Source organism: Rhodoferax sp. U2-2l, from assembly GCF_020594515.1.
Classification (GTDB): Bacteria; Pseudomonadota; Gammaproteobacteria; order Burkholderiales; family Burkholderiaceae_C; genus Rhodoferax.
Window position 1 is genome coordinate 1 of the sequence record NZ_JAJCTH010000005.1, and the last position, 22,305, is coordinate 22,305.

Consider the following 22,305-nt stretch of genomic DNA (forward strand, 5'->3'; position numbering starts at 1 on the left):
ACTTGCTCCACCACCGACAGCTTAAAAGCCAACGTGTAGTCGCGCTGTGTGCGCTTCACTCCTGTATCCATCACACCTGCCCTTTCTTGACGGCAAATGTGTCAACTTCTGGCAGGACGGGTCAGACCCAACAAAAAAGCCCGCGTGAAGCGGGCTTTTTTTATTTGTCTGGTGACGTACCCGTCGCCATCAGCCCATGTGCAAGCCGCCGTTCACCGAGAACTCCGCCCCAGTGGCGTAGCCACCTTCATCTGACGCCAGCCAGGCGATGATGGAGGCGATTTCACTTGGCTCACCCAGACGTTTGACCGGCACGGTGGCGATGATCTTGTCGAGCACTTCCTGACGGATGGCTTTGACCATGTCGGTGCCGATGTAGCCCGGGCTCACTGTGTTGACCGTGACACCTTTGTTGGCCAGTTCCTGCGCCAATGCCATCGAAAAGCCGTGCATACCGGCCTTGGCGGCCGAGTAGTTGGTCTGGCCAGCCTGACCCTTGACACCATTCACGCTGCTGATGTTGATGATGCGTCCCCAGCCCTTTTCCACCATGTCACCCACCACCTGTTTGGTGACGTTGAACATGGAGTTGAGGTTGGTCTCGATCACAGCGTCCCAGTCTTCACGGGTCATCTTCAGGAACATGCGGTCACGCGTGATGCCGGCGTTGTTGACCAGCAGGTCAATGCTGCCGTGTTCAGCCTTGGACTTGGTGAAAGCAGCCACGGTGGAGTCCCAGTCGCCCACGTTACCCGCCGAGGCGTAGAAGGTGTAGCCCAGTGCAGCCTGTTCGGCCAGCCACTTGGCGTAGTCACGCGTGGGGCCGCAGCCAGCGATGACCTTGAAACCTTCTTTGCTAAGTCGCTGGCAAATGGCGGTACCAATGCCACCCATGCCGCCTGTCACATATGCTACTTTTTGACCCATCGTTGTCTCCTTGACGTGAATTATCGAATGGTGATGATAGATGCGAAATCAGCGCTCCAGTGCAAGGGAAACCCCCATGCCGCCGCCGATACACAGCGCAGCCAGGCCCTTTTTGGCGTCACGGCGCTGCATCTCGTGCAGCAGCGTGACCAGAATACGGCAGCCAGACGCACCAATCGGGTGGCCGATGGCAATCGCACCACCGTTGACGTTGACCTTGGCCGGGTCCACGTCAAGCTGCTGGTTCACCGCACAGGCTTGCGCCGCGAAGGCTTCGTTGAGTTCAAACAGATCCACATCCTGCACCTTCCAGCCAGCACGCGCGAGCGCCTTGCGCGAGGCCGGCACCGGACCCAGACCCATCTGAGCTGGGTCAAGACCGCTGGTGCCAAACGCAGCAATACGTGCCAGCGGTGTCAGGCCCAGAGCCGCCGCCTTCTTGGCGGTCATCACAACCACAGCCGCAGCGCCATCGTTGATGCCCGAGGCATTACCGGCCGTGACCGTGCCCGCCTTGTCAAAGGCAGGGCGCAGGCCAGCCAGCGCTTCGGCGTTGGATTTGCGGTTCAAAAACTCATCGACGTTGAACACCACCGGGTCGCCCTTGCGCTGCGGGATGCTCACGCTGGCGATTTCGTCCTTGAACTTGCCGGCGTCTTGCGCGGCAGCCGCTTTTTGCTGGCTGCCCAGCGCCAGCGCGTCTTGCATGTCGCGCGTGATGCCGCAGGCTTTGGCCACGTTCTCGGCGGTGATGCCCATGTGGTAGTTGTTGTACACGTCCCACAGGCCGTCCACAATCATCGAGTCGACCATCTTCCAGTCACCCATGCGCTGGCCGTCGCGGCTGCCACCCAGCACATGCGGGCTGGCGCTCATGTTTTCCTGACCACCGGCGATCACGATGTCACTGTCGCCCCAGGCCACGGCCTGCGCGGCGAGCATGACCGATTTCAGGCCCGAGCCACACACGGCATTGATGGTCAAAGCCGGTGTTTCTTGGGACAGACCAGCCTTGAGGGTCGCTTGGCGCGCCGGGTTTTGACCGCAGCCTGCCGCCAATACCTGGCCCATGATGACTTCACCGATCTGGTCGGGGGTCAGCTTGGCACGCGCCATGACTTCCCGAATCACGATGCTGCCCAACTCGGTGGCGGCAACCTTGGCCAGCGATCCACCAAACTTGCCCACGGCGGTGCGCGCCGCTGAAACGATAACGATGTCTTCCATGTGCTTTCCTGAGTTCTATCTAAACAAAGAGAATCTAAAAACGTTCACGCCTTGGCCAAAACGTAGCGGCCCGGTGCGGGTTCAATCACCTTGTGTTTGCCCTTGCCATAGGTCTTGGGGGCGGGGATTTCCTTGCCAGCCTGCGATGCCAGCCAGGTCGACCAGTCGGTCCACCAGCTGCCCGGATGCTCCACGGCGCCTTCCATCCACTGGTCGTGGGTGGCTGGCAGCTTGCCGTCTTCACGCACCCAGTAGCAACGCTTTTTCTTGGCGGGCGGGTTGATCACGCCGGCAATGTGGCCGGAAGCCCCCATGACAAACCGCTTCTTGCCCGGCAGGTACTGCGTGGAAGCGTAGGCGCCGTTGATCGGCACGATGTGGTCTTCACGCGAGCCGTAGATGTAGACAGGGATGTCCACCAGGTTCAGGTCGATCTTTTCACCGCACACCGTGGCTTTGCCAGGTTTGGTGAGGTTGTTTTCCAGGTAGGTGTTGCGCAGGTACCAGGCGTAAAACGGGCCCGGCAGGTTGGTGCTGTCGCTGTTCCAGTACAGCAGGTCAAACGGCGGCGGCGTTTCGCCCTTGAGGTAGTTGCCCACCACGTAGTTCCAGACCAGGTCGTTGGGGCGCAAAAAGCTGAAGGTGCTGGCCAGGTCGCTGCCCTTCATCAGGCCACCTTTGCCCATTTCCTGCTCACGGTAGCTCACGAACCCTTCGTCAATGAACAGGTCCAGCACGCCGGTGTCGGAGAAGTCGAGCATCGAGGTCAGGAAGGTGGCACTGGCCACCGGCTTTTCGCCACGTGCCGCCAGCACCGCCAGGGCGGTACCGAGCATGGTGCCGCCCACGCAAAAACCCAAGGCGTTGATGGTTTTGGAGCCGGAAATTTCTTGCGTGACGGTGATTGCCTTGATGACGGCTTTTTCAATGTAGTCGTCCCAGGTGGCCTTGGCCAGGGATTTGTCCGGATTGCGCCAGCTCACCAGGAAGGTGTGGTGACCCTGCGCCACGGCATACCGGACCACCGAGTTCTCAGGCTGCAGGTCGAGGATGTAAAACTTGTTGATGCTGGGCGGCACCAGCAGGAAGGGCTTCTCAAACACCTTCTCGGTCAGCGGCTTGTACTCAATCAACTGGAAAAATTCGTTCTCGAACACCACCGCGCCTTCAGTGGTGGCCACGTTTTTGCCAACATGGAACAAGCTCTCATCGGTCATCGAGATGTGACCTTGTTGCATGTCTTTGAGCAGGTTTTGCAGGCCCTTGGTGATGCTCTCACCTTTGGTGTCCAAAGCCTTCTTCTGCGCTTCGGCATTCAGGGCCAGGAAATTGCTGGGAGCCGCCGCAGCGGTGAGCTGCTCGACCGTGAAGCGGATGCGGGCGCGGGTTTTGTCGTCGGTCTCGACGGCTTCAGCCATTTGCGCCAGCGTTTTGGCATTCAGCAAATAGGCCGCCGCAGTGAAGGCTGCAACCGGGTTGGCCGCCCAGGCCGGGTCGGAAAAGCGGCGGTCTTTGAGCTGATGGCCGCCATTGAGGCTGTTGTTCCACAACTCGGTGGCATCTTTGATGAACTGCTGCTGCAACTCCTGCATTTTTTCAGGCGAAAAAGAGATATTTGGCGGCTTGACCGTGGGCGCCATCAGTTTGGCGCCAGCCTGGCCCAAGTCCATGTTCTTGAACGAAGCGAACGCGTTGGTCCACGTGTCGGTCATGGTTTGCTGGAATTGCTGTGCGTTTTGCAGCCACTGTTGCTGTGCGTCATCTTTCATGGATTACCCTTTTTCAGCCTGATAAATGTCAAATCGCTAGTATGCTGGACGAATGTCTTCGAAAAACTGACAAACAAATATTTCACCCGTTTTTACCGCCAGATCATGTATATCGTTCCTATTGCCTGGCTTTATGTGGCTTTGATGATGGCTGTGGCGGAGGCCACCGCCAGCAACGGCACCGTGCTGGGTGCCATCATCACCTTCGTGTTGTACGGGCTGCTGCCCATCGGCCTGGTGGTGTACGTGATGGGCACACCAGCGCGCAAACGCGCCAACAAAGCCAGGGAGCAGGCCGAGCTGGCGGCGGCGCAGGCCGCGATTTCAGGCGTCGCGCCAGATGCTGACCGCCTGCCGACCACTGACACGGTCGCGGCGGTGCGAAAAGAAACGTGAGCCTTGTGTGACGGTGCACCAGTCTGGGCTGCCGTCATTGCCAAACACCCGCCGGATGCCCAGTTGGCCCAGACGCTGCCGCGCCAGGCCCGCAAGATGGGCCAGCCATTTACCCGGATGCAACGGGGCAAACATCTGCGCGGCCTGCGCGTCGTGTGCCACAAACGCAGCGCGCACCTCATCACCCACCTCAAACGCTTGCGGGCCGATGCACGGGCCTAGCCAGGCCATGATCTCTGACGTCACGCCCGTCTGCTGCGCCCGCAAACGTTGGCAGGTCGCCTCCAGAATACCCACGCCATGCGGCCCCGCCAGACCGCGCCACCCCGCGTGGGCGGCGGCGACCCAGCAGCCGTCAAGGGTGGTGAACAACACCGGCAAACAATCCGCCACCATGATGGTGCAGGCCAGACCCGGCTGATCCGTCAGGCAGGCATCCGCCACGCTGGCGTGCGGGGTGGTGGCATCCAGTTGCAGCACGGCCGTGCCATGCACCTGGTTCAAAAAGACGGGCTTTGCGCCAATGGTTTGTTGAAAAATGATCCGGTTGGCCGCTACGTTTGCCGGATCATCACCGACGTGGTCACCCAGGTTCAAACTGTCATACGGCGCGGATGACAGACCGCCCGCACGTGTGGTGCAGACGGCGTGCACCCCAGCTGGCGCGGGCCAGTCAGGCGTCAGCCAGTCAGTGGGCGGCATGCACCTTGTCATAGGCTTTGAGCAACTGGTGGTGCATTTCGCAGCCAACGAGTGCCAGGCCCGGCGCGCTCAGACCCATGAAACGGTCTTCCTGCATGATGAGGGCGTGCGCCTGCGCTAAGGGGCCCGCGCCGTAGAGCAACGACAAGGCATCCAGGTACGGACCACTGTCGCCCATGTCGGCCAAGTGGATCAGGTTCTGGATACAGGCATAAATTGGTTTTCGCTGCGGGTTGAGCTGGTCAAAGTTCAGGATCCACTCACAACCCTCTAACGTGGCAGCCTCGTCACCCACGGCCAGCGCCAGCAGGGTTTTGAGCTCACCCAGACGCAGGTCGGCCCAGAACGAGCCAGCGTCAGCCGCCAGGCCAATCAGCGCAGGCACCGGGCGGTGGTCGGCCAGGTTGGATTCGTTGAGGGTTTCCAACAAGTCGGCACACTCTTCGTCGTCCAGGTCGCTCAGGTTCAGGATGGCTTCGCGGATCGGGTTGGCGATGCTGTTGTTCTCGAATTCCAGGTCGTCAATCGGGTAAATCTCGGACAGGCCCGGCACCAGGATGCGGCAGGCGTACACGCCCAGGTGGGTGAAGTCGGCCACATAGATGTCATGGCCGTCGGCATGTAAGCGCTGCACACACCAGGCGTAGTCCTCAGCGGTGGTGCTGCTGAAGTTCCAGTCGGCAAACTCAAAATCAGGCTGGTTGCCCAGAAACTTCCAGTGGATCACCCCGCTGGAGTCGACAAAATGGATCTCGATGTTGGTAGAGCTGGCGGTTTCGTCCAGATCGAAGCCCGGCGCCGGAAAGCCCGACAAGGCATCAAGCGCGCGGCCTTGCAGCAACTCGGTGAGCGCGCGTTCCAGCGCCACCTCAAAACGCGGGTGGGCGCCAAAGCTGGCAAAACAGCCCTGGTCCTGCGGGTTAAGCAGGGTCACATTCATCACCGGGTACTGGCCACCCAACGAGGCGTCTTTCACCAGAATGCCAAAACCGGCCTCACGCAACGCGGCGATGCCCTTGGCAATACGCGGGTAACGGGCAATCACTTCTTCAGGCACATCGGGCAGGCAAATGCCCTCGCTGATGATGCGCGCCTTGATGGATCGCTCAAAAATCTCGGAAAGCGCCTGGGTGCGCGCTTCCATTTGCGTGTTGCCGGCCGACATGCCATTGCTGACATACAGGTTGCCGATGATGTTGACCGGGAAATAGACGATGGCGCCATCGCGCTCACGCGTGTAGGGGATAGCGCAGATGCCCCGCTCATCATTGCCGGAGTTGAAATCAACCAGGCTCTGCGCCTCCACATCACCTTGCGGGTTGTAAAGCGCCTGCAGTTCGGGCGTCAGCAGCGTGGCGGGCCAGCTGCCGTCTTCGGGCAGGGCAAACCAGCGCTCTTGCGGGTAAAACACAAAGTCACGGTTGGCCACATCCGGCCCTAAGTAGAAATGCGTCCAGAAGTAGTTGGTGGACAATCGTTCAAAAAACTCGCCAAGGGCGCTGGCCAGGCAAGCCAGGCGGCTGGCGCCCTTGCCGTTGGTGAACAGCAGCGGGCAGTCGCGGTCGCGGATGTGTACCGACCAGATGCCGTCCACCGGGTTGAGCCAGCTGCGCTCTTCAATGTGAAAGCCCAGGTGCTGCAGCTTGCCTTGCAGCGTGGTGATGGTGGATTCGAGCGCGGCGTCTTTGCCGGGGATAAAGGTGGTGTTGTGCATGTGGGGAGGATAACAGCCCCACTTCGCTCTCTCGAATCAAGGCTTCATATCAAACACGGCACGGCGACTGGATCATGCGCATGCGGTTTCGGGGTGAAAACACACGCGAAACGCATGTTTCATAACGCCCGCGACGGTGGACGCGCGCCTTTCACCCCGAAGCCCGGTCACATCACCCAATCACCGCACCTGGCAGCTCTGGGGTTGTACCGTTCTCGCAAAACCACTCGCTTGGGTTGGCAGCGTGGTCAGAGCGGGCTGAACATGAATCTTCCCTTCCAGCCGACCAACAACGACGTCGAATCAGTCGGGTGATACGATTTGCGGAGGTAAAGGAGGAGCCCGCGCAGCGGGCGGGGGACACGTAGCAAAGCGTATCGCCCGGCTGATTGGGCAAGCAGCGTCAAATCACCCCGGACCCACATCTTGCTGGTGCTTGCGCAGTATTGACCCCAGCCCAGGCCTGACCAAAGGGCTGAAGCAAGGGCGCGGCCCGCCATCTCGCCCAGATATCATTCGCTATACCCTGCAGCCACCTCACCCGAAAGCGCCCATGATCCTCGAACTCGCCGACATCCTGATCCACCCCCAACACAACGCCGCCTTTGAAGAAGCCATCCAGCGCGGGCTGACCACGGTCATTGCCAAAGCCAAGGGTTTTGAGGGTTTCAAGGTGAACCGCTGCATTGAAAACCCAGACCGCTACGTGCTGCAAATCTTCTGGACCACGCTCGAAGACCACACCGTGGGCTTTCGCGAATCACCAGCGTTTGGTGAGTGGCGCGCCATCGTCGGGCCGTTTTTTGCCAGCCCACCGGTGGTGCAGCACTTTGACCTGGTGGCCAAATCTGCTTGACACCCAGACGGGCGCCCAAACGCCGCCGACGCAACGCCCTGAATCTCCACTTTGCCCGAAAGCGCCTTCATGACCCATTTCGTTTTCACGCCCGCACCCGTTGTCCAGATTCCCGTGGTCGGCACCGAGGCGCAGTTCCCGGTGCGCCGCATTTATTGTGTGGCTCGCAACTACGAAGAGCACGCCCGCGAGATGGGTCACACCGACCGCGAGCCGCCGTTTTTCTTCATGAAACCCGCTGACGCGGTGGTGGTTTGCCTGCCCGGCCAGACCACGCCACTGCCCTACCCCAGCCTGACTGGCAACCTGCACCACGAGGTGGAGCTGGTGGTGGCCATCGGCACGGGCGGCAAAAACATTCCCGGGGATCAAGCTTTGCAGCACATCTTCGGCTACGCCGTGGGGCTGGACATGACCCGGCGCGACCTGCAAAACGACATGAAAAAGCAGGGGCGTCCGTGGTGCATCGCCAAAGGGTTTGACCATTCCGCGCCGATCGGCCTGATCACACCCACGGCCGCGGTGCCCGGCATCCACGCTGCAGAGATTGACCTGAGCGTGAACGGCACACCGCGCCAACACGGCCAGACAGATCAGTTGATCTGGCGTGTAGCCGAGACCATCGCGCAACTGTCGACTGCCTGGGAACTGCAGCCCGGCGACCTGATTTACACCGGCACGCCCGCCGGTGTTGGCGCGGTAACGCAGGGCGACGTGTTGCACGGCACCATCACCGGGCTGTCGCCCATCTGCTGCCAGGTGGTCTGATTGGCTGGCAAGCTGGCCGTGGGCTGACAGTTTCAAATTACACTGGCTGCATGCATCGCCCCCCCATCCAACACTGTAAAAACTGCGGCCAGGCCGTGGTGTACCGGCTCCCCGATGATGGCGACACCAAACAGCGCGCGGTGTGCACGGTCTGCCATACGGTGCATTACGAAAACCCGCTGAACGTGGTCGGCACCATCCCGGTCTGGGAAGACAAGGTGCTGCTGTGCAAACGCAACATCGAGCCGCGATACGGCAAGTGGACCCTGCCCGCGGGCTTCATGGAGCTCAACGAAACCGTGGCCGAGGGCGCCGCCCGCGAAACGCTGGAGGAGGCTGGTGCGCAGTTCGAACTGGGTGAATTTTTCTCGCTGGTGAACATCGCCCGCGTGGGTCAGGTTCACCTGTTTTACCGTGCCCGGCTACTCAGCGACCAATTCGACCCCGGGTTTGAGACCATCGAAGCGCGCCTGTTTTCCGAGGACCAGGTGCCGTGGGACGAGATCGCTTTTCGCACCGTGGCCGAAACCCTGAAGCGCTTTTTTGCCGACCGACGCCAAGGCCGGTTTGCCACCCATGTCTTTGATATCACCTGAGCTGCAGGCCACCGTGGTCATCAGCTTGTATCGCATGGCCGACTTTTTTGTCACCAGCATCTTGGACGACCCGGCCTGGCTGGCACTGATGTTTTGTTGATAATTTCTGGCCCTCATCCTTATCCAGTTTGGGTAAGCAGCTCTTCTTTTTGAACCTCCATGCTGCCCTGCTACGTCCTGCTTGACCTGGAAACCACCGGCGGCAACGCGGTGCGTGATCGCATCACCGAGATCGCTGCCGTGCGGGTTGAAAACGGCGTGGAAGTGGCGCGCTGGAGCACGCTGGTCAACCCCGGTGTTCCCATTTCCGGCTTCATCGAACAGCTCACCGGCATCAGCAACCAGTTGGTGGCCGACGCACCGGGTTTTGACGCCGTTGGCCACCAACTGCTGAGCCTGCTGGACGGCGCCGTGCTGGTGGCGCACAACGTGCGGTTTGACCACGGCTTTTTGCTCAACGAATTTGCCCGCATGGGTGTGACCTTACGCACCAAAACGCTGTGCACGGTGCGCCTGTCGCGCCTGCTGTACCCCGGTGTCAAGGGCCACGGGCTGGACGCCATCATGCAGCGCCACGGCATCACCACCGCGTCGCGCCACCGCGCCATGGGTGATGTGCAGGTCATGCAGACCTGGCTGGCACAGGTCGCCCAACAGTTGGGTGCCGAACACCTGCGACAACAGGCTCTGGTGCTCTTGCAAGGCAGCGCCGCCTTGCCACCACAACTCGACACCAACGTGGCCGATATCCCCGACGGCCCGGGCGTCTACATCTTTTACGGTGAAAGCACCCTGCCACTCTACGTGGGCAAAAGTGTCAAGCTGCGCAGCCGGGTCATGTCGCACTTCTCTGCCGCCAGCCGAGAGCCGCGCGAGATGCGCATCGCGCAAGAAATCCGCCGCATCGAATGGGTGGAAACGGCCGGCGAACTGGGTGCCCTGCTGCTCGAAGCGCGGCTGGTGAAAAAACACCAACCGCTGCACAACCGCCAACTGCGCCGCGAAAGCACCTTGTGCGCCTGGCGGCTGGAGGCCAACCCCGGCGCGCGCCCGCTGCTCACCTTGGTGCGCGGCGCAGAACTGTCACCGCAGCAGTTTGGCAACCTGTACGGCCCGTACCGCTCCAAAAACCAGGCCATCAGCCACCTGCGCGAGTTGGCCGACGCCCACGGCCTGTGCCTGCAGGCCTTGGGGCTGGAGTCGGGCAAAGGCCGCTGTTTTGCGCACCAGATCGGGCATTGCAAAGGCGTGTGTTGCGGCGAAGAAGCCCCCGAGCGGCACCACCTGCGGCTGCAAATGGCGTTGGTGGCCGACAAGCTGCGCGTCTGGCCCTTTGCCGGACCGGTGGGCCTGCGTGAACACAACCCGCGCACCGGCCAAGCCGACATCCATGTCTTTGACCAGTGGTGCCATCTGGCCACGGTCCGCAGTGACGAGGCCTTGCTGGAGACGCTGCAAAGCCGCGCCGAGGTGCTGGCGTTTGACCTGGACAGTTACCGGTTGGCACTGAAATACCTGACACCGCCGGGCAAACCAGGCACCTCGGTGGTGCCGCTGAAACCGTCACACCCAAGCGGCCGCTAACCCTTTGAAAACCAAGCGATCCAGCTGTTTCACCCGTCGTTATTCCTACCAGAAGGTCGCTTTAAAAACCAGGGTTAACCCGTACTAGCTGGTTGGCTGCGGGTAAGATCACAAAGTTTGGCCGTCGGCTGAACCCTGCCTAGCCCTCAACTATTCCGAGTCACAAGCCATGTTACGTGCCGATCGCGTGAGCAACCCCCTCCTGAAATCCAAAATCATGTCGGCCGACGCCGCCGCCGCGTTGATCCCGGCGGGCGCCAACGTGGGCATGAGTGGCTTTACCGGTTCGGGGCACCCCAAGCTGATTCCGGGGGCGCTGGCCAGGCGCATGAAAGCCGCCCACGCCGCAGGTGAAGACTTTCGCATCGGTCTGTGGACCGGCGCCTCCACCGCGCCTGAACTCGACGGCGTGCTGGCCGAAGCCAACGGCATCGAGATGCGACTGCCCTACCAGTCCGACCCGACCGTTCGCAAACAGATCAACGCCGGGCAAACACAATACACCGACCTGCACCTGTCACATGTGGCCCAGCTGGTCTGGTTCGGCTTCTTGGGCCATCTGGATGTGGCGGTGGTCGAAGTGACCGGCATCCTGCCGGACGGTCGCCTGATTCCGTCATCCTCCGTGGGCAACAACAAGACCTGGATCGACCAGGCCGACAAGATCATCCTCGAAGTGAATTCGATGCAAAACATGGGCCTGGAGGGCATGCACGACATCTATTACGGCACCCAGCTGCCGCCAGACCGCCAGCCAATTCCGCTGGTGCGCGCCAATGGCCGCATTGGTGAGGCCTACCTGCGTTGTGACCTGAGCAAGGTCATTGCGGTGGTGGAAACCAACCAGCCCGACCGCAACACCCCGTTCACGGCGCCGGACGAAACCTCGCAGCGCATTGCCGACCATGTGATCAACTTTTTGGGCCTGGAGGTCAAGGCCGGGCGTTTGCCCGCCGATTTGCTGCCGCTGCAATCGGGCGTCGGCAACATCGCCAACGCGGTGCTGGCTGGCCTCAACAAAGGCCCATTCGAGAACATGACCGCCTACACCGAGGTGCTGCAAGACGGCATGCTCGACATGCTGCGTTCAGGCAAGCTCACCTCGGCCAGCGCCACCGCGTTGTCGTTCAGCCCTGAAGCGCTGAAAGATTTCAACGACAACATCGAGTTTTACAGCAAACGCATCGTGCTGCGCCCGCAAGAGATCAGCAACCACCCCGAAGTGGTGCGCCGCCTGGGCGTTATCGCCATGAACGCGATGATCGAGGCCGACATTTACGGCAACGTCAACTCCACCCATATCAAGGGCACCAGTGTCATGAACGGCATTGGTGGCTCGGGCGACTTTGCCCGCAACGCGTTTTTGTCGTTTTTTGTGACGCCCTCCACCGCCAAAAACGGTGCCTTGTCATGCATCGTGCCGATGGTGTCGCACGTGGACCATACCGAACACGACGTGCAAATTCTCGTCACCGAACAGGGTCTGGCTGACCTGCGCGGCCTGTCGCCCAAACAGCGCGCCCGCCTGATCATTGCCAACTGCGCCCACCCGGACTACCGCCCGGCCCTCACCGAATACTACGAGCGGGCCCTGCGCGAATCCCCCGGCAAACACACGCCGCACCTGATGAGCGAAGCCCTCACCTGGCAGGAAACGGCACTGCGGGTGATGGAAACCACCGAGTGAGGTCTGCCCGTGTTGGGGTGACATGTTTCCTCACGAAAAGTAGGAGCTTGGCACCCGCACGGTGCCAGTCATCGCCGCGCTCACTTTAAACTTAGGTCGTTTTCAACTTTTTCTTCGACAGCATAGGAGGCTAGCCATGTCCGATCACATTGAGTCTATTGACCGCAGCTACGGCCTGGGCACGGGTGCGGCGCAGCGCAACAAAGTCCTGCGCAACACCTATTGGTTGCTCGCGCTCAGTCTGGTGCCCACCGTTTTGGGCGCCTGGTTGGGTGTTGCCACCGGCATCACCCAGTCATTGGGTGGCGGCCTGGGCCTGATCCTGTTCCTGGGCGGCGCGTTCGGCTTCATCTTTGCCATTGAAAAGACCAAGAACACCGCCGCCGGTGTGCCGGTGCTGCTGGCGTTCACGTTTTTCATGGGCTTGATGTTGTCGCGCATGATCGCGATGGTGCTCGGCTTCAAGAATGGCCCTGACCTGATCATGACCGCGTTTGGCGGCACGGCGGGCGTGTTTTTCCTGATGGCCAGCCTGTCCAGCGTCATCAAACGTGACCTCTCCGGTATGGGCAAGTGGCTCTTTGTGGGCGCGCTGGCGATTTTGGTGGGGGGCATCATCAACGTGTTCGTGGGCTCCACCGCCGGCATGATGGCCCTGTCCGTGATGGCCATCGGCGTCTTCAGTGCCTTCATGTTGTATGACCTGAAGCGCATTGTGGACGGCGGCGAAACCAACTACATCAGCGCCACGCTGGCGCTGTACCTGGACATCATCAACGTGTTCCAGAGTTTGCTGGCCCTGTTGGGCATCATGGGCGGCGAGCGCGACTGAGTCACTGCTTAGTCCCCGAAAAAAAGGCCCAATCGGGCCTTTTTTTATGCTTAGCGGCAGCAGCAGCGTGTTGGAATCAAAAGCATAATTCGAGGTCCCTGTATGCCCTTCAAACGCCCTTCCCTGTCCAGACATTGGCTGCTTCTCGCCGTAGCCGTGCTGCTGTCTGCCTGCGACTTGCTGGGCCTGGGGCCTGATCCCCGAATCGCACAACGCGAAGCCGATGCCAAGGCCATCGGTGCCGCCTGCCGCAATGGCCTGCGCGGGATTGAAGACTGCTACGCGCTGAACAAGGGCGTCAACAAGGCCGCCATCTATGCGGGCTGGCTGGAAATGGACGCCTACATGCGCGAAAACAAACTGGAAGGTCAGCGCGCCGAGATTGCACCGCCAGGTGCTGCCCCTGCAGCCCCAGCGGAAGAAGTCGTCGAAGAAGCCGAACCCAAAGCCAAAGCAGCGGCGCGTTGACGCTTGGGCGGCCCTGGGGGTGAGTGGCGGTCAACGCCCGTTCGGATGCGTTACTCGTCCAGGTCAAACACCGCCATGCTCTCCACATGCGCCGTGTGCGGAAACATGTTCACCACACCCGCAGCCGAACAACGGTAACCGGCCTGGTGCACCAGCAAACCGGCGTCACGGGCCAGGGTGGACGGGTTGCAACTCACATACACAATGCGCTTGGGCGGTGTCCAGTCACTGGCGCCAGGGGTGGCGGGCAGCTCAGACGCACCCAACTTTTGTTGATGCAACTCAGCCAGTGAGCGCGCCATTGCAAACGCACCCTCGCGTGGTGGGTCCACCAGCCATTTGTCGGCCACACCGTCATGGACCAACATCTCAGGGGTCATTTCAAACAAGTTGCGCGCGACGAATGTTGTGTCACACAAGCCTCGTGTCCCAGCATTCAGGGTGCGATTGGACTCGAAGTTCTCACGCGCACGCGCCACCAGGGTGTCGCTGCCTTCGATGCCCACCACCTCACCGGCCCGGGTCGCAATAGGCAGGGTGAAGTTGCCCAGACCGCAAAACCAGTCGATCACCCGCTCGCCTTTTTGTGCGTCCAGCAGACGCAGCGCACGCGACACCAGCACCCGGTTGATCTCCGGGTTGACCTGGGTGAAATCGGTCGGTTTGAACGGCATGGTGATGCCAAATTCGGGCAAGCCGTAGGACAACACCGGCACCCCTTCATCCAACAAGCAAACGGTTTCTGGTCCTTTGCTTTGCAGCCACCATTGCACCGGCGGATGCGCTGCCGCAAACGCGCGCAGCCGCGCCAGATCGGCCTCACTCAGGGGCTCCAGATGCCGCAGCACCAGGGCGATCACCTCGTCGCCAGCCGCCAGCTCAATCTGTGGGCAGGTTTCCACCGCATCCAGGGACAACATCAACTGGCGCAAGGGCATCAACATGGCACTGACTTGCGGCAGCAGCACCGGACAGACCCCCATGTCGGCCACGTAGCGGCTTTTACGTTCATGAAAACCGATCAGCACGGTGCCTTTTTTGCGCACATGCCGCACCGACAGGCGGGCGCGGTACCGGTAGCCCCAGCTCGCGCCCTCAATCGGACGCAGGATCTGGTCCGGCTTGACCTTGCCCAAATGCCACAGGTTGTCCTCCAGCGCGCGTTGTTTGACAGCCACCTGGGCGCTGGCGTGCAGATGCTGCATCTTGCAGCCGCCACAGGCGCCGGTGTGCAACCCGAAGTGCGGGCACCCCGGCTCGACGCGCTGCGATGAGGCGCGGTGAATCTGGGTGAGCGTGCCCTGCTCCCAGTTGTTTTTGTGACGGTTGATATTGGCGCTGACCCACTCGAAAGGCAGCCCCCCTTCAATAAACACCACCTTGCCGTCGGCCTTGTGCGCCACGCCCTGGGCGTCGAGGTCCAGCGATTCAACGTGCAGCCAATGGTCAGGGAAAGCAGCAGCCGCTGCTGGTTGGGTGGGTTCAGTCATGAGAGGAAGGCAATGAAATCACGGGAGGCGTCAACCCCGAACGCGTCGGGGGCACCGGTTAGCGCGCAGGCAGGTATTTGGCAGGGTCGACCGGTTTGCCCTGGCGGCGAACCTCAAAATGGAGCTTGACACGGTCGGCATCGCTGCTGCCCATCTCGGCGATCTTTTGCCCCTTGAGCACGGACTGGTCTTCTTTCACCAGCAAGGTCTGGTTGTGGGCGTAAGCGGTCAGGAACACGTTGTTGTGCTTCAGGATGATCAGGTTGCCGTAGCCGCGCAACCCGGCGCCCACATACACCACCCGGCCATCCGCGGCGGCCAGCACGGCGTCACCGGCTTTGCCACCGATGTCGAGGCCCTTGTTTTTGACGTCGTCAAAACCAGCCAGCACCGCCCCATTGGCTGGCCAGATCCAGTTGAGGTCATCCTCTGGTGCCAGCGTCTTGGCCACGGGCGCCGCGGAGGCAGGCACTGCCGGTGCTTCAGCTGCTGCCGAGGCTGCCGACGAAGCTGCTGAAGCCGCGGGTGTTGCCACCACTTGCGGGCGCCCAATCGGTTTGACCACCACCTCGCCGCCCGCCGGGGGAATGATCCGCAGCACCTGACCCACTTCGATGCGGTTGGGGTTGTCGAGTTGGTTCCAGCGTGTGAGGTCCTGGGTCGACTGCCCGTGTTCCAGCGAAATCCGCAGCAGGGTGTCGCCCGGCTTCACGGTGTAGTAGCCGGGCTTGCCTGCATTCTCAAAACCTGGGGGTTGTTTGATGGCAGCCAAGTCTGCTGGCGACTTACCCGCAGAAACGCCCGACGTTGACACCCGATCTTCCACTGGCGCGCGGTTGAGTGATGTCGAGGTACAGCCAGACAACACCAGTGCAACCACGGTGATGCCCAGCCCCAAACCCCATCGACGAAACAAACGTGTCATAAATATCCCTGTCAAGCAACGCCCGATTTTAAGGGGACGAAATGAACGGCTTCCATGACCGTGTGGCGAAAGCCTTGTGCTGTCTTGTCGACAACCATCAGCGCCTGGCGCCCGGGGCTGTGGGCGCCCGCTGCCACCGGCGCGACCAACCGGCCCCCAACGGCAAGCTGCTCCAGCCAGCACGCGGGGATGGCCTCGCCGCCGGCTGCCGCAATGATGCCGGCATACGGTGCACCCCGGGCATAACCGGCCATGCCGTCGCCAAACAGCAGATGCACATTGGCCAGCCGCAGGTGTCGCAAGTTGTCCCGCGCCTTGTCATGCAAACCGCGCAGCCGCTCGATCGAGTACACCTCGGTGCACAAATGGCTCAAAACGGCGGCCTGATAACCACAACCGGTACCGATTTCCAGCACCCGCCCCAGTCGCCCCGCCGTGCCCTGGCGCAACAGTTCCAACATGCGCGACACCACACCCGGCTTGGAGATGGTCTGGCCCAGGCCGATAGGCAGGCTGGTGTCCTCATAGGCCTGGTTGACCAAGGCTGAGTCAACAAACCGGTGTCGCTCCACCGAACCCATGGCCGACAGCACCTGCTGATCTGCAATCCCCTGCTGGGCCAGTTTGGTCACCATACTGCGCCGCACCGCACTCGAATCCATGCCCAGACCCGCCGGTGCGTGGGGGGTGCCATGCCGCAGCACGGGCGTCAGGGGTTTGGGTGCTGGATTCGGCCCCAGACGGGCCGGAAACCCCGGGCGGGGTTTGACACTGGTGGTGTGACGTTCCGCCATCAACGCGCGCCCATGCCGGAGGACAAACGCGCTGCTGTCTGCGCCCAGTAGCCCAGGTTGTCGTGGTCGGTCAGGTCCACCTTGAGCGGGGTGATCGCGATGTGCCCCTGCGCTGTGGCATGAAAGTCGGTGCCATCGGCATCATCTTTGGCCGGACCGGCGGCACCAATCCAGTACATCGTCTCGTTACGTGGATTCTGCTGGGTGATGACCGGCTCCGCGGCGTGGCGCCGTCCCAGACGGCAGAGCTTGACGTGCCCCATTTGATCGACCGGCAGGTTCGGAATGTTGACGTTGAGCAACCAGGCGCCGCTGCCCAAAAGATTTTGTTGGGACATCTGCAACACCAGCTCACGCGCCTTGTGCGCTGCGGCGTCCAGATGCAACCAATCCCGCTGAACCTGGGAAAACGCGATCGACGGGATACCAAACAAATACCCTTCCATCGCCGCACCCACCGTGCCCGAGTAAATGGTGTCGTCGCCCATGTTGGCGCCGTTGTTGATGCCTGACACCACCAGATCGGGGCGGTAGTCCAGCAAGCCGGTCAGGGCAATGTGCACACAGTCGGCCGGTGTGCCGTTGACGTACCGAAAGCCATTGACCGCCCGCTGGACATACAGCGGTGAATGCAACGTCAACGCGTTGGACTTGGCGCTGTTGTTCTGCTCCGGCGCCACCACCTCAACGTCTGCAATCTCTCTGAGCGCCTCATACAGCGCCACCACACCGGGCGCCTGATAACCATCGTCGTTTGATATCAATATTCTCATGGGGGTTACCTTTGGTCTGAATTTATTGTAAGGGTCCCCCTCAGGCCGACACCAGACCCGCAACGCGTGCCAGCATCAACAGCGCCACGGCGACGCTGAACCACGCAAACGCCTGCTGCAAATGTTGGGGTGGCAGCTTGCTGGCCACCAACCGCCCAGCCAACAGCGCCACCACCGCACCGGCCGCAAAAGGCCGCACAATGCCCCAGTCCAAGGCACCGTGCCAGGCAGCGGACGCCACGCCGCTGAGCGACACCAGCGCCATCACCGCCAGCGAGGTGGCCTGCACACTGCGCACGGTCAAGTCGGTGTACCGCGTCAGGGCCGGCACAATCACAAAGCCACCCCCGACCCCCAACAAACCGCTCAGCAGGCCCGCCCCCATGCCGGTGCCCGTGAGCACCCGGGCACACGGACGTGTCCAGGTCAGCCGCTGGTCCACCGCACTCACAACACAAGGCGCCTGCGCCCGGGTCGCTGCCGCTGCCCCAGCCTGCGACAGGGTGCGCCAGGCGGCATACAACATCACCAGCGCAAAGGCCACGGTCAGTGGTTGATTGGGGAGGATCTGCGCCAGAAAAAACCCGACCGGCGCCATCAGCATGCCCGCCGTGCCCATCAAGGCCGCAGCGCGGTACCTGACGATGCCGTCCCGCCAACCCAGAACCGCCCCCAGCAACGAGGCGGCAAACACCGCCGCCAGACCGATCGGTGCCGCCTGCTGCACCGACAGCTGCAACCCAAACACCAGCACAGGAACCGACAGGATGCCGCCGCCCGCCCCGGTGAAGGCCAGCACCAAACCAATCAGGACGCCCAAAAGCGCGGTGAGCATCACAGCATCCATGTCTGAGGGATCATTGTTGTCATGATGGCAGCCATGTTAAGCAGAAACCTGCGGGCTGGCATGGGATGCGCCTGTGCGAAGCGCTTGCTGCAAAAAACCGGTGATCTCGGGCAGGTGGGCGTCCAGCGCGGTACTCAGATCATGCCGCCCGGCCACCTCCAGCAGCCTGACCCGCCCCGCCTGACCGGCTGCCAGCAACCGCCGGGCATCGTTCACAGGCACCCTGTCGTCCTCACGCCCATGCACCAGCAGCACCGGGCAAGTGACCTGGCTGATGCTACGCAGCGGCGCAATGGCATCAAACCGGGCGCCAATCACCTGCTGCACATGACGCAGCACATACCAGCCCAGCACCGGGTAGGGAATGCGAAAACTCGTCAGGTAACGCAACATCACCTCATGCGGATGCGCAAAGGCACTGATGCTGACCACCGCCCGGACCTCGTTGTGGCGCGTGGCCGCCAGCAGCGCCGCACCCGCGCCCACAGAATGACCGATGACCGCCAGCCGTTTTGCGTCCACCTGGGGCTGCTGACGCAGCCAGGCCAGACCTGCTTCAATATCTTCCGCAAAACGCGGCAAGGAGGTGAAGGGCTCGCCGTCACTGCGGCCATGGCAGCGCGCATCCAGCAGCAACACGGCCAGACCCGCCGCGTGCAAGGGCGCCAAACAGCCTTGCATCAGACCGGCATTGGCGCCCCAGCCATGCATCACCACCACGGCAGGCGCAGCCTGGGCGCCGGGTGCTGCCGCAAACCAGCCGGTCAACACTTTGTCATGGCGGGTTGGCAGGCGCACCTCACGCGGCACGCCGAAGTCGCCCGACGACAACCCGGCGTAAGCCACCCGAGGCGCCCGCAGCCCGAAGAGGATCAGCGCATTGACGGCCAGCCGCAGGCCCCAGGCCGACAGCCCGGCCAGACCGAGTGTCAGCAGCACCCACTCAACCCTGGTAACACATCAAGACGGACCGGGCTATGAAGCGCTTACTGTTTTGGCACCAGGAAGGTGGTCTTTTCGACCAGCTTGCCCGGGCTGTCCAGCGACTCGATCACGATCTGGATCTCATGTGACCCGCCCGGCGCCCCTTCAAATGGCAGCTGAACCCGCATCGGCACGGTACGCGCTTCGGTCGAGCGCACGCTCACCGTGTCCTCGGAAGTCAGCACCAGGCCAGGCAATCCAGCCACTGAGAAGCGGTAACGCTGGTCGGTTTCTGTGGCATTCATCACCTGCAGGCGGTACACGTTCTCGGTCTTGCCTGCCTCCACAATACGCGCCATCACGCCGCGGTCACGCACCACGTCCACCTTGAACGGCGTGCGGGTGGCCAGGCTGACCAACGTGGCCAGCACAATGACCATCAGGATGCTGGTGTACACCAGAATGCGCGGGCGAAACACATGGCGCAGCGTCTGCTTTTGCGTCCATTTGTTGGTCATGGCGTTTTCGGTCGAATACTTGACCAGACCGCGCGGGTAACCCACCTTGTCCATCACCGTGTCGCACACGTCGGCACAGGCGCCGCAGCCGATGCACTCATACTGCAAGCCATTTCGGATGTCGATGCCGGTCGGGCAAACCTGCACACACAGGCTGCAGTCGACACAGGCCCCCAGGTTGAGCTTGGTCGGGTCGGCCTTTTTGGAACGCGCACCGCGGGGCTCACCGCGCTCGGCATCGTAGGTGACGATCAAGGTGTCCTTGTCAAACATCACACTCTGGAAACGGGCGTAGGGACACATGTGTTTGCACACCTGTTCGCGCATGAAACCGGCATTGCCGTAGGTGGCAAAGCCGTAAAACAGCACCCAAAAGGTTTCCCAGGGGCCAAAGTCCAGGGTCGACACCTGGCTCACCATGGTCTGGATCGGGGTGAAATAACCGACAAAAGTGAAACCGGTCCACAGGCCAAACAGCAGCCAGATCAGGTGCTTGGCGGTTTTGCGTCCGAATTTTTCGGCGGTCATCGCGCCCCCGTCACGCCGCATGCGGGCCGAGCGATCGCCCTCGGTCAGCTTCTCGATCCACAAGAAGATTTCGGTGTACACCGTCTGGGGGCAGGCATAACCGCACCACAGCCGACCGGCCACCGCGGTGAACAGAAACAGCGACAAGGCAGAGATGATCAGCATGCCTGTGAGGTAAATGAAGTCCTGCGGGTACAGCACCAAGCCAAAGATGTAGAAGCGGCGCACCTCCAGGTCAAACAGCACCGCCTGGCGCTGACCCCACTCCACCCAGGGCAGACCGTAAAAGATGATCTGCGTGACCCACACCATGATCCAGCGCCAGTTGGTGAACACGCCCGTGACGCTGCGCGGGTAAATTTTTTCATGCGCCGCGTACAGCGACACCAGTTCTGGCTCGGCCTCAGATGCCACCGGGGTGATGGGGATCACTTTTTTCACATCTTTCAACTCGGCATTCATTCGTCATTCCTCAAAAAGTGGGGGCGAGCCTATGGCCTTGGGCCCATGCAGCCATGTGCGCCAGAAACTCGTCGCGGGTCAGGCGCGAAAAAAAAGGGTGCCAGCGCCGTTGCTCCAGCACCGTGCTGACCGCTCGCGCGCGTTCTTCGTGCCCGGCGAACAGCAGTGTTTCGTCGGGTAGTGTAAAAACTTTCCGGGTCACGCTATCCCATAGAACCTCCGGGACTTGAGGCTGCGCCTGATGCGGACAGGCGGTGACCGCCAGCAGGCCGCCACAAAAAAACCGGTCGCGCCAGGCAAAACTCAAACAATGGGCGGTGTGGCCAGGTGTGGCCACCACATGCACCAGTTCATCACCAAAGGGCAACACCGCGCCGTCTGCGCAAAGCTCAGCAGCGCCGCCATGGGCGCGCCCCTGAACCACCGGTGCCCCCAGACGCGCAAGCAATGTCGGCTCTGTCACCTGGATGCCATCGTGGTGGTGGGTGCGCAGCACCCAGCGCAGCCGCAAATCCCGCTCCGACAACAAGGCCGACAACACCGGCAGATCGCGGCCGTGGGGGTCAATCAGCACCGCCTCGCGCGCTGACAGATCCGCCAGCAAGTAGGTGAATTCACCGCTGTCTTCGTCGTTCAGGATCCGGAAGTACATCTCAGGTACCTCGGCTTTGGCGACGGACCAGGGTGATGAGGGTGCGCTGGGTCATGGCGGTGTGTGTCGATCTTCTAGACATAGATCAAGAAACATGCCAGGCCACCGGCCAACTTTTGGCCTAATAGAATCAACGACTTATAAATGACAATGCGCCACCAGGGCGCAAAAACGTGTGTCAGACTGCCAATTCAGGCAGCCGTTGGCATACCCAAATGGCAGATTGGGCCCCGTCAGGCTAGATCGTCTTCACCAATCAGCACACGACCATCCGACAAGTACTTGTGCGGCGGGATTTCCAGGTTGGTCGGCGCCGGTTTGTTCTTGAACACCCGACCAGCCGCGTCAAAGGTGGACCCGTGGCAAGGGCAGAAAAAACCGCCTTTCCAGGTGTCGCCCACACTCGGGTTGGCGGTGCCCGCAGGCACCGCACTGGGCGAGCAACCCAGGTGGGTGCAGATGCCAATGGCCACCAGATACTCGGGCTTGATGGACCGGGTGGCGTTTTGGGCGTAAGGCGGTTGCTGGCTGGCCACCTGGGACTGGGGATCCACCAGCTGGCTGTCCAGCGTGCGCAAGTCGGCCAGCACCTCGGGCGTGCGGCGCAGCACCCACACCGGCTTGCCGCGCCACTCCACGGTTTTCATGGCGCCCGGGGCCAGGTCCGAAATATCTGCCTCAACAGCCGCGCCGGAGGCCAGCGCCCGCTCGCTGGGCGCAAAGCTGGTGACGAAGGGCACCGCGGTGGCCACCGTGCCAACACTGGCCGCGGCCAGGGTCAGCATCAGCATGTTGCGGCGCTCGGCATCGTGATCGCTGGCATCGGCGGCCAGGGCGTTGAAGGTGGGGGTGGCAGACATGGCATT

The 22,305-nt window shown here is 61.7% G+C and carries 22 protein-coding genes; 8 read left to right on the plus strand and 14 right to left on the minus strand.

The window, feature by feature from the left end; all coding sequences use genetic code 11:
* Positions 1 to 189: 189 nt before the first annotated feature.
* Genes phbB through phaC form a run of 3 tightly spaced genes read right to left on the minus strand, consistent with a single transcriptional unit; the run spans position 190 to position 3,923 of the window.
* A complete protein-coding gene (phbB, locus tag LHU53_RS05840) occupies positions 190 to 927 on the minus strand; it encodes an acetoacetyl-CoA reductase (protein ID WP_227331264.1) in 738 nt (245 codons plus the stop codon).
* Positions 928 to 975: 48 nt separating this feature from the next.
* Complete coding sequence (locus LHU53_RS05845) at positions 976 to 2,154, minus strand: acetyl-CoA C-acetyltransferase (protein ID WP_227331265.1); 1,179 nt, start codon at positions 2,152 to 2,154, stop codon at positions 976 to 978.
* Positions 2,155 to 2,198: 44 nt separating this feature from the next.
* A complete protein-coding gene (gene phaC / locus LHU53_RS05850) occupies positions 2,199 to 3,923 on the minus strand; it encodes a class I poly(R)-hydroxyalkanoic acid synthase (RefSeq protein WP_227331266.1) in 1,725 nt (574 codons plus the stop codon).
* 105 nt (positions 3,924 to 4,028) lie between these two features.
* Here phaC and LHU53_RS05855 point away from each other — a divergent pair, with 105 nt between their 5' ends.
* Positions 4,029 to 4,319 carry a hypothetical protein gene (locus LHU53_RS05855; RefSeq protein WP_227331648.1) on the plus strand — a complete coding sequence of 97 codons (291 nt, stop codon included), beginning with the start codon at positions 4,029 to 4,031 and terminating at the stop codon, positions 4,317 to 4,319.
* Here the strand turns inward: LHU53_RS05855 and pgeF are convergent.
* Positions 4,248 to 5,021 (minus strand): peptidoglycan editing factor PgeF, encoded by a 774-nt coding sequence (gene pgeF, locus LHU53_RS05860; protein WP_227331267.1) that lies wholly within the window; start codon positions 5,019 to 5,021, stop codon positions 4,248 to 4,250. The two genes, LHU53_RS05855 and pgeF, sit on opposite strands and share 72 nt — an antisense overlap.
* Complete coding sequence (gene ycaO / locus LHU53_RS05865) at positions 5,008 to 6,735, minus strand: 30S ribosomal protein S12 methylthiotransferase accessory factor YcaO (protein WP_227331268.1); 1,728 nt, start codon at positions 6,733 to 6,735, stop codon at positions 5,008 to 5,010. The genes pgeF and ycaO overlap by 14 nt, the downstream gene beginning before the upstream one ends.
* Before the next feature lie 553 nt (positions 6,736 to 7,288).
* On the opposite strand from ycaO, the gene LHU53_RS05870 reads away from it, so the two are divergent.
* From LHU53_RS05870 to LHU53_RS05900, 7 genes are all read left to right on the plus strand, one after another.
* Positions 7,289 to 7,591 carry an antibiotic biosynthesis monooxygenase gene (locus LHU53_RS05870; RefSeq protein ID WP_227331269.1) on the plus strand — a complete coding sequence of 101 codons (303 nt, stop codon included), beginning with the start codon at positions 7,289 to 7,291 and terminating at the stop codon, positions 7,589 to 7,591.
* 69 nt (positions 7,592 to 7,660) lie between these two features.
* Positions 7,661 to 8,359, plus strand: coding sequence for a fumarylacetoacetate hydrolase family protein (locus LHU53_RS05875; RefSeq protein WP_227331270.1), 699 nt, complete (start codon positions 7,661 to 7,663; stop codon positions 8,357 to 8,359).
* 50 nt (positions 8,360 to 8,409) lie between these two features.
* Positions 8,410 to 8,955, plus strand: coding sequence for an NUDIX hydrolase (locus LHU53_RS05880; RefSeq protein ID WP_227331271.1), 546 nt, complete (start codon positions 8,410 to 8,412; stop codon positions 8,953 to 8,955).
* A 159-nt stretch (positions 8,956 to 9,114) separates the two neighbouring features.
* On the plus strand, positions 9,115 to 10,539 hold the full coding sequence (locus LHU53_RS05885) for an exonuclease domain-containing protein (protein ID WP_227331272.1): 1,425 nt from the start codon (positions 9,115 to 9,117) through the stop codon (positions 10,537 to 10,539).
* A gap of 169 nt (positions 10,540 to 10,708) precedes the next feature.
* A complete protein-coding gene (locus tag LHU53_RS05890; protein ID WP_227331273.1) occupies positions 10,709 to 12,226 on the plus strand; it encodes an acetyl-CoA hydrolase/transferase family protein in 1,518 nt (505 codons plus the stop codon).
* A 136-nt stretch (positions 12,227 to 12,362) separates the two neighbouring features.
* A complete protein-coding gene (locus LHU53_RS05895) occupies positions 12,363 to 13,058 on the plus strand; it encodes a Bax inhibitor-1 family protein (protein WP_227331275.1) in 696 nt (231 codons plus the stop codon).
* A 102-nt stretch (positions 13,059 to 13,160) separates the two neighbouring features.
* Positions 13,161 to 13,526, plus strand: a complete 366-nt coding sequence (locus LHU53_RS05900) for a hypothetical protein (protein WP_227331277.1) — start codon at positions 13,161 to 13,163, stop codon at positions 13,524 to 13,526.
* Positions 13,527 to 13,576: 50 nt separating this feature from the next.
* On the opposite strand, the gene rlmD is transcribed toward LHU53_RS05900, so the two are convergent.
* From rlmD to petA, 9 genes are all read right to left on the minus strand, one after another.
* On the minus strand, positions 13,577 to 15,016 hold the full coding sequence (gene rlmD, locus LHU53_RS05905; RefSeq protein ID WP_227331278.1) for a 23S rRNA (uracil(1939)-C(5))-methyltransferase RlmD: 1,440 nt from the start codon (positions 15,014 to 15,016) through the stop codon (positions 13,577 to 13,579).
* 58 nt (positions 15,017 to 15,074) lie between these two features.
* Complete coding sequence (locus LHU53_RS05910; protein ID WP_227331280.1) at positions 15,075 to 15,941, minus strand: peptidoglycan DD-metalloendopeptidase family protein; 867 nt, start codon at positions 15,939 to 15,941, stop codon at positions 15,075 to 15,077.
* An 11-nt stretch (positions 15,942 to 15,952) separates the two neighbouring features.
* Positions 15,953 to 16,735, minus strand: a complete 783-nt coding sequence (locus tag LHU53_RS05915) for a protein-L-isoaspartate(D-aspartate) O-methyltransferase (protein ID WP_227331282.1) — start codon at positions 16,733 to 16,735, stop codon at positions 15,953 to 15,955.
* Positions 16,735 to 17,508 carry a 5'/3'-nucleotidase SurE gene (gene surE, locus LHU53_RS05920; protein WP_227331283.1) on the minus strand — a complete coding sequence of 258 codons (774 nt, stop codon included), beginning with the start codon at positions 17,506 to 17,508 and terminating at the stop codon, positions 16,735 to 16,737. Before surE ends, LHU53_RS05915 begins: the two co-directional genes overlap by 1 nt.
* Positions 17,509 to 17,548: 40 nt before the next feature.
* Positions 17,549 to 18,343, minus strand: a complete 795-nt coding sequence (locus LHU53_RS05925; RefSeq protein WP_227331284.1) for a sulfite exporter TauE/SafE family protein — start codon at positions 18,341 to 18,343, stop codon at positions 17,549 to 17,551.
* Positions 18,344 to 18,391: 48 nt separating this feature from the next.
* Positions 18,392 to 19,294 carry an alpha/beta fold hydrolase gene (locus LHU53_RS05930; protein WP_227331285.1) on the minus strand — a complete coding sequence of 301 codons (903 nt, stop codon included), beginning with the start codon at positions 19,292 to 19,294 and terminating at the stop codon, positions 18,392 to 18,394.
* 47 nt (positions 19,295 to 19,341) lie between these two features.
* A complete protein-coding gene (ccoG, locus tag LHU53_RS05935; protein WP_227331286.1) occupies positions 19,342 to 20,787 on the minus strand; it encodes a cytochrome c oxidase accessory protein CcoG in 1,446 nt (481 codons plus the stop codon).
* A gap of 10 nt (positions 20,788 to 20,797) precedes the next feature.
* Complete coding sequence (locus LHU53_RS05940; protein WP_227331287.1) at positions 20,798 to 21,439, minus strand: hypothetical protein; 642 nt, start codon at positions 21,437 to 21,439, stop codon at positions 20,798 to 20,800.
* A 233-nt stretch (positions 21,440 to 21,672) separates the two neighbouring features.
* Complete coding sequence (gene petA, locus LHU53_RS05945) at positions 21,673 to 22,299, minus strand: ubiquinol-cytochrome c reductase iron-sulfur subunit (RefSeq protein ID WP_227331289.1); 627 nt, start codon at positions 22,297 to 22,299, stop codon at positions 21,673 to 21,675.
* Positions 22,300 to 22,305 lie beyond the last annotated feature (6 nt).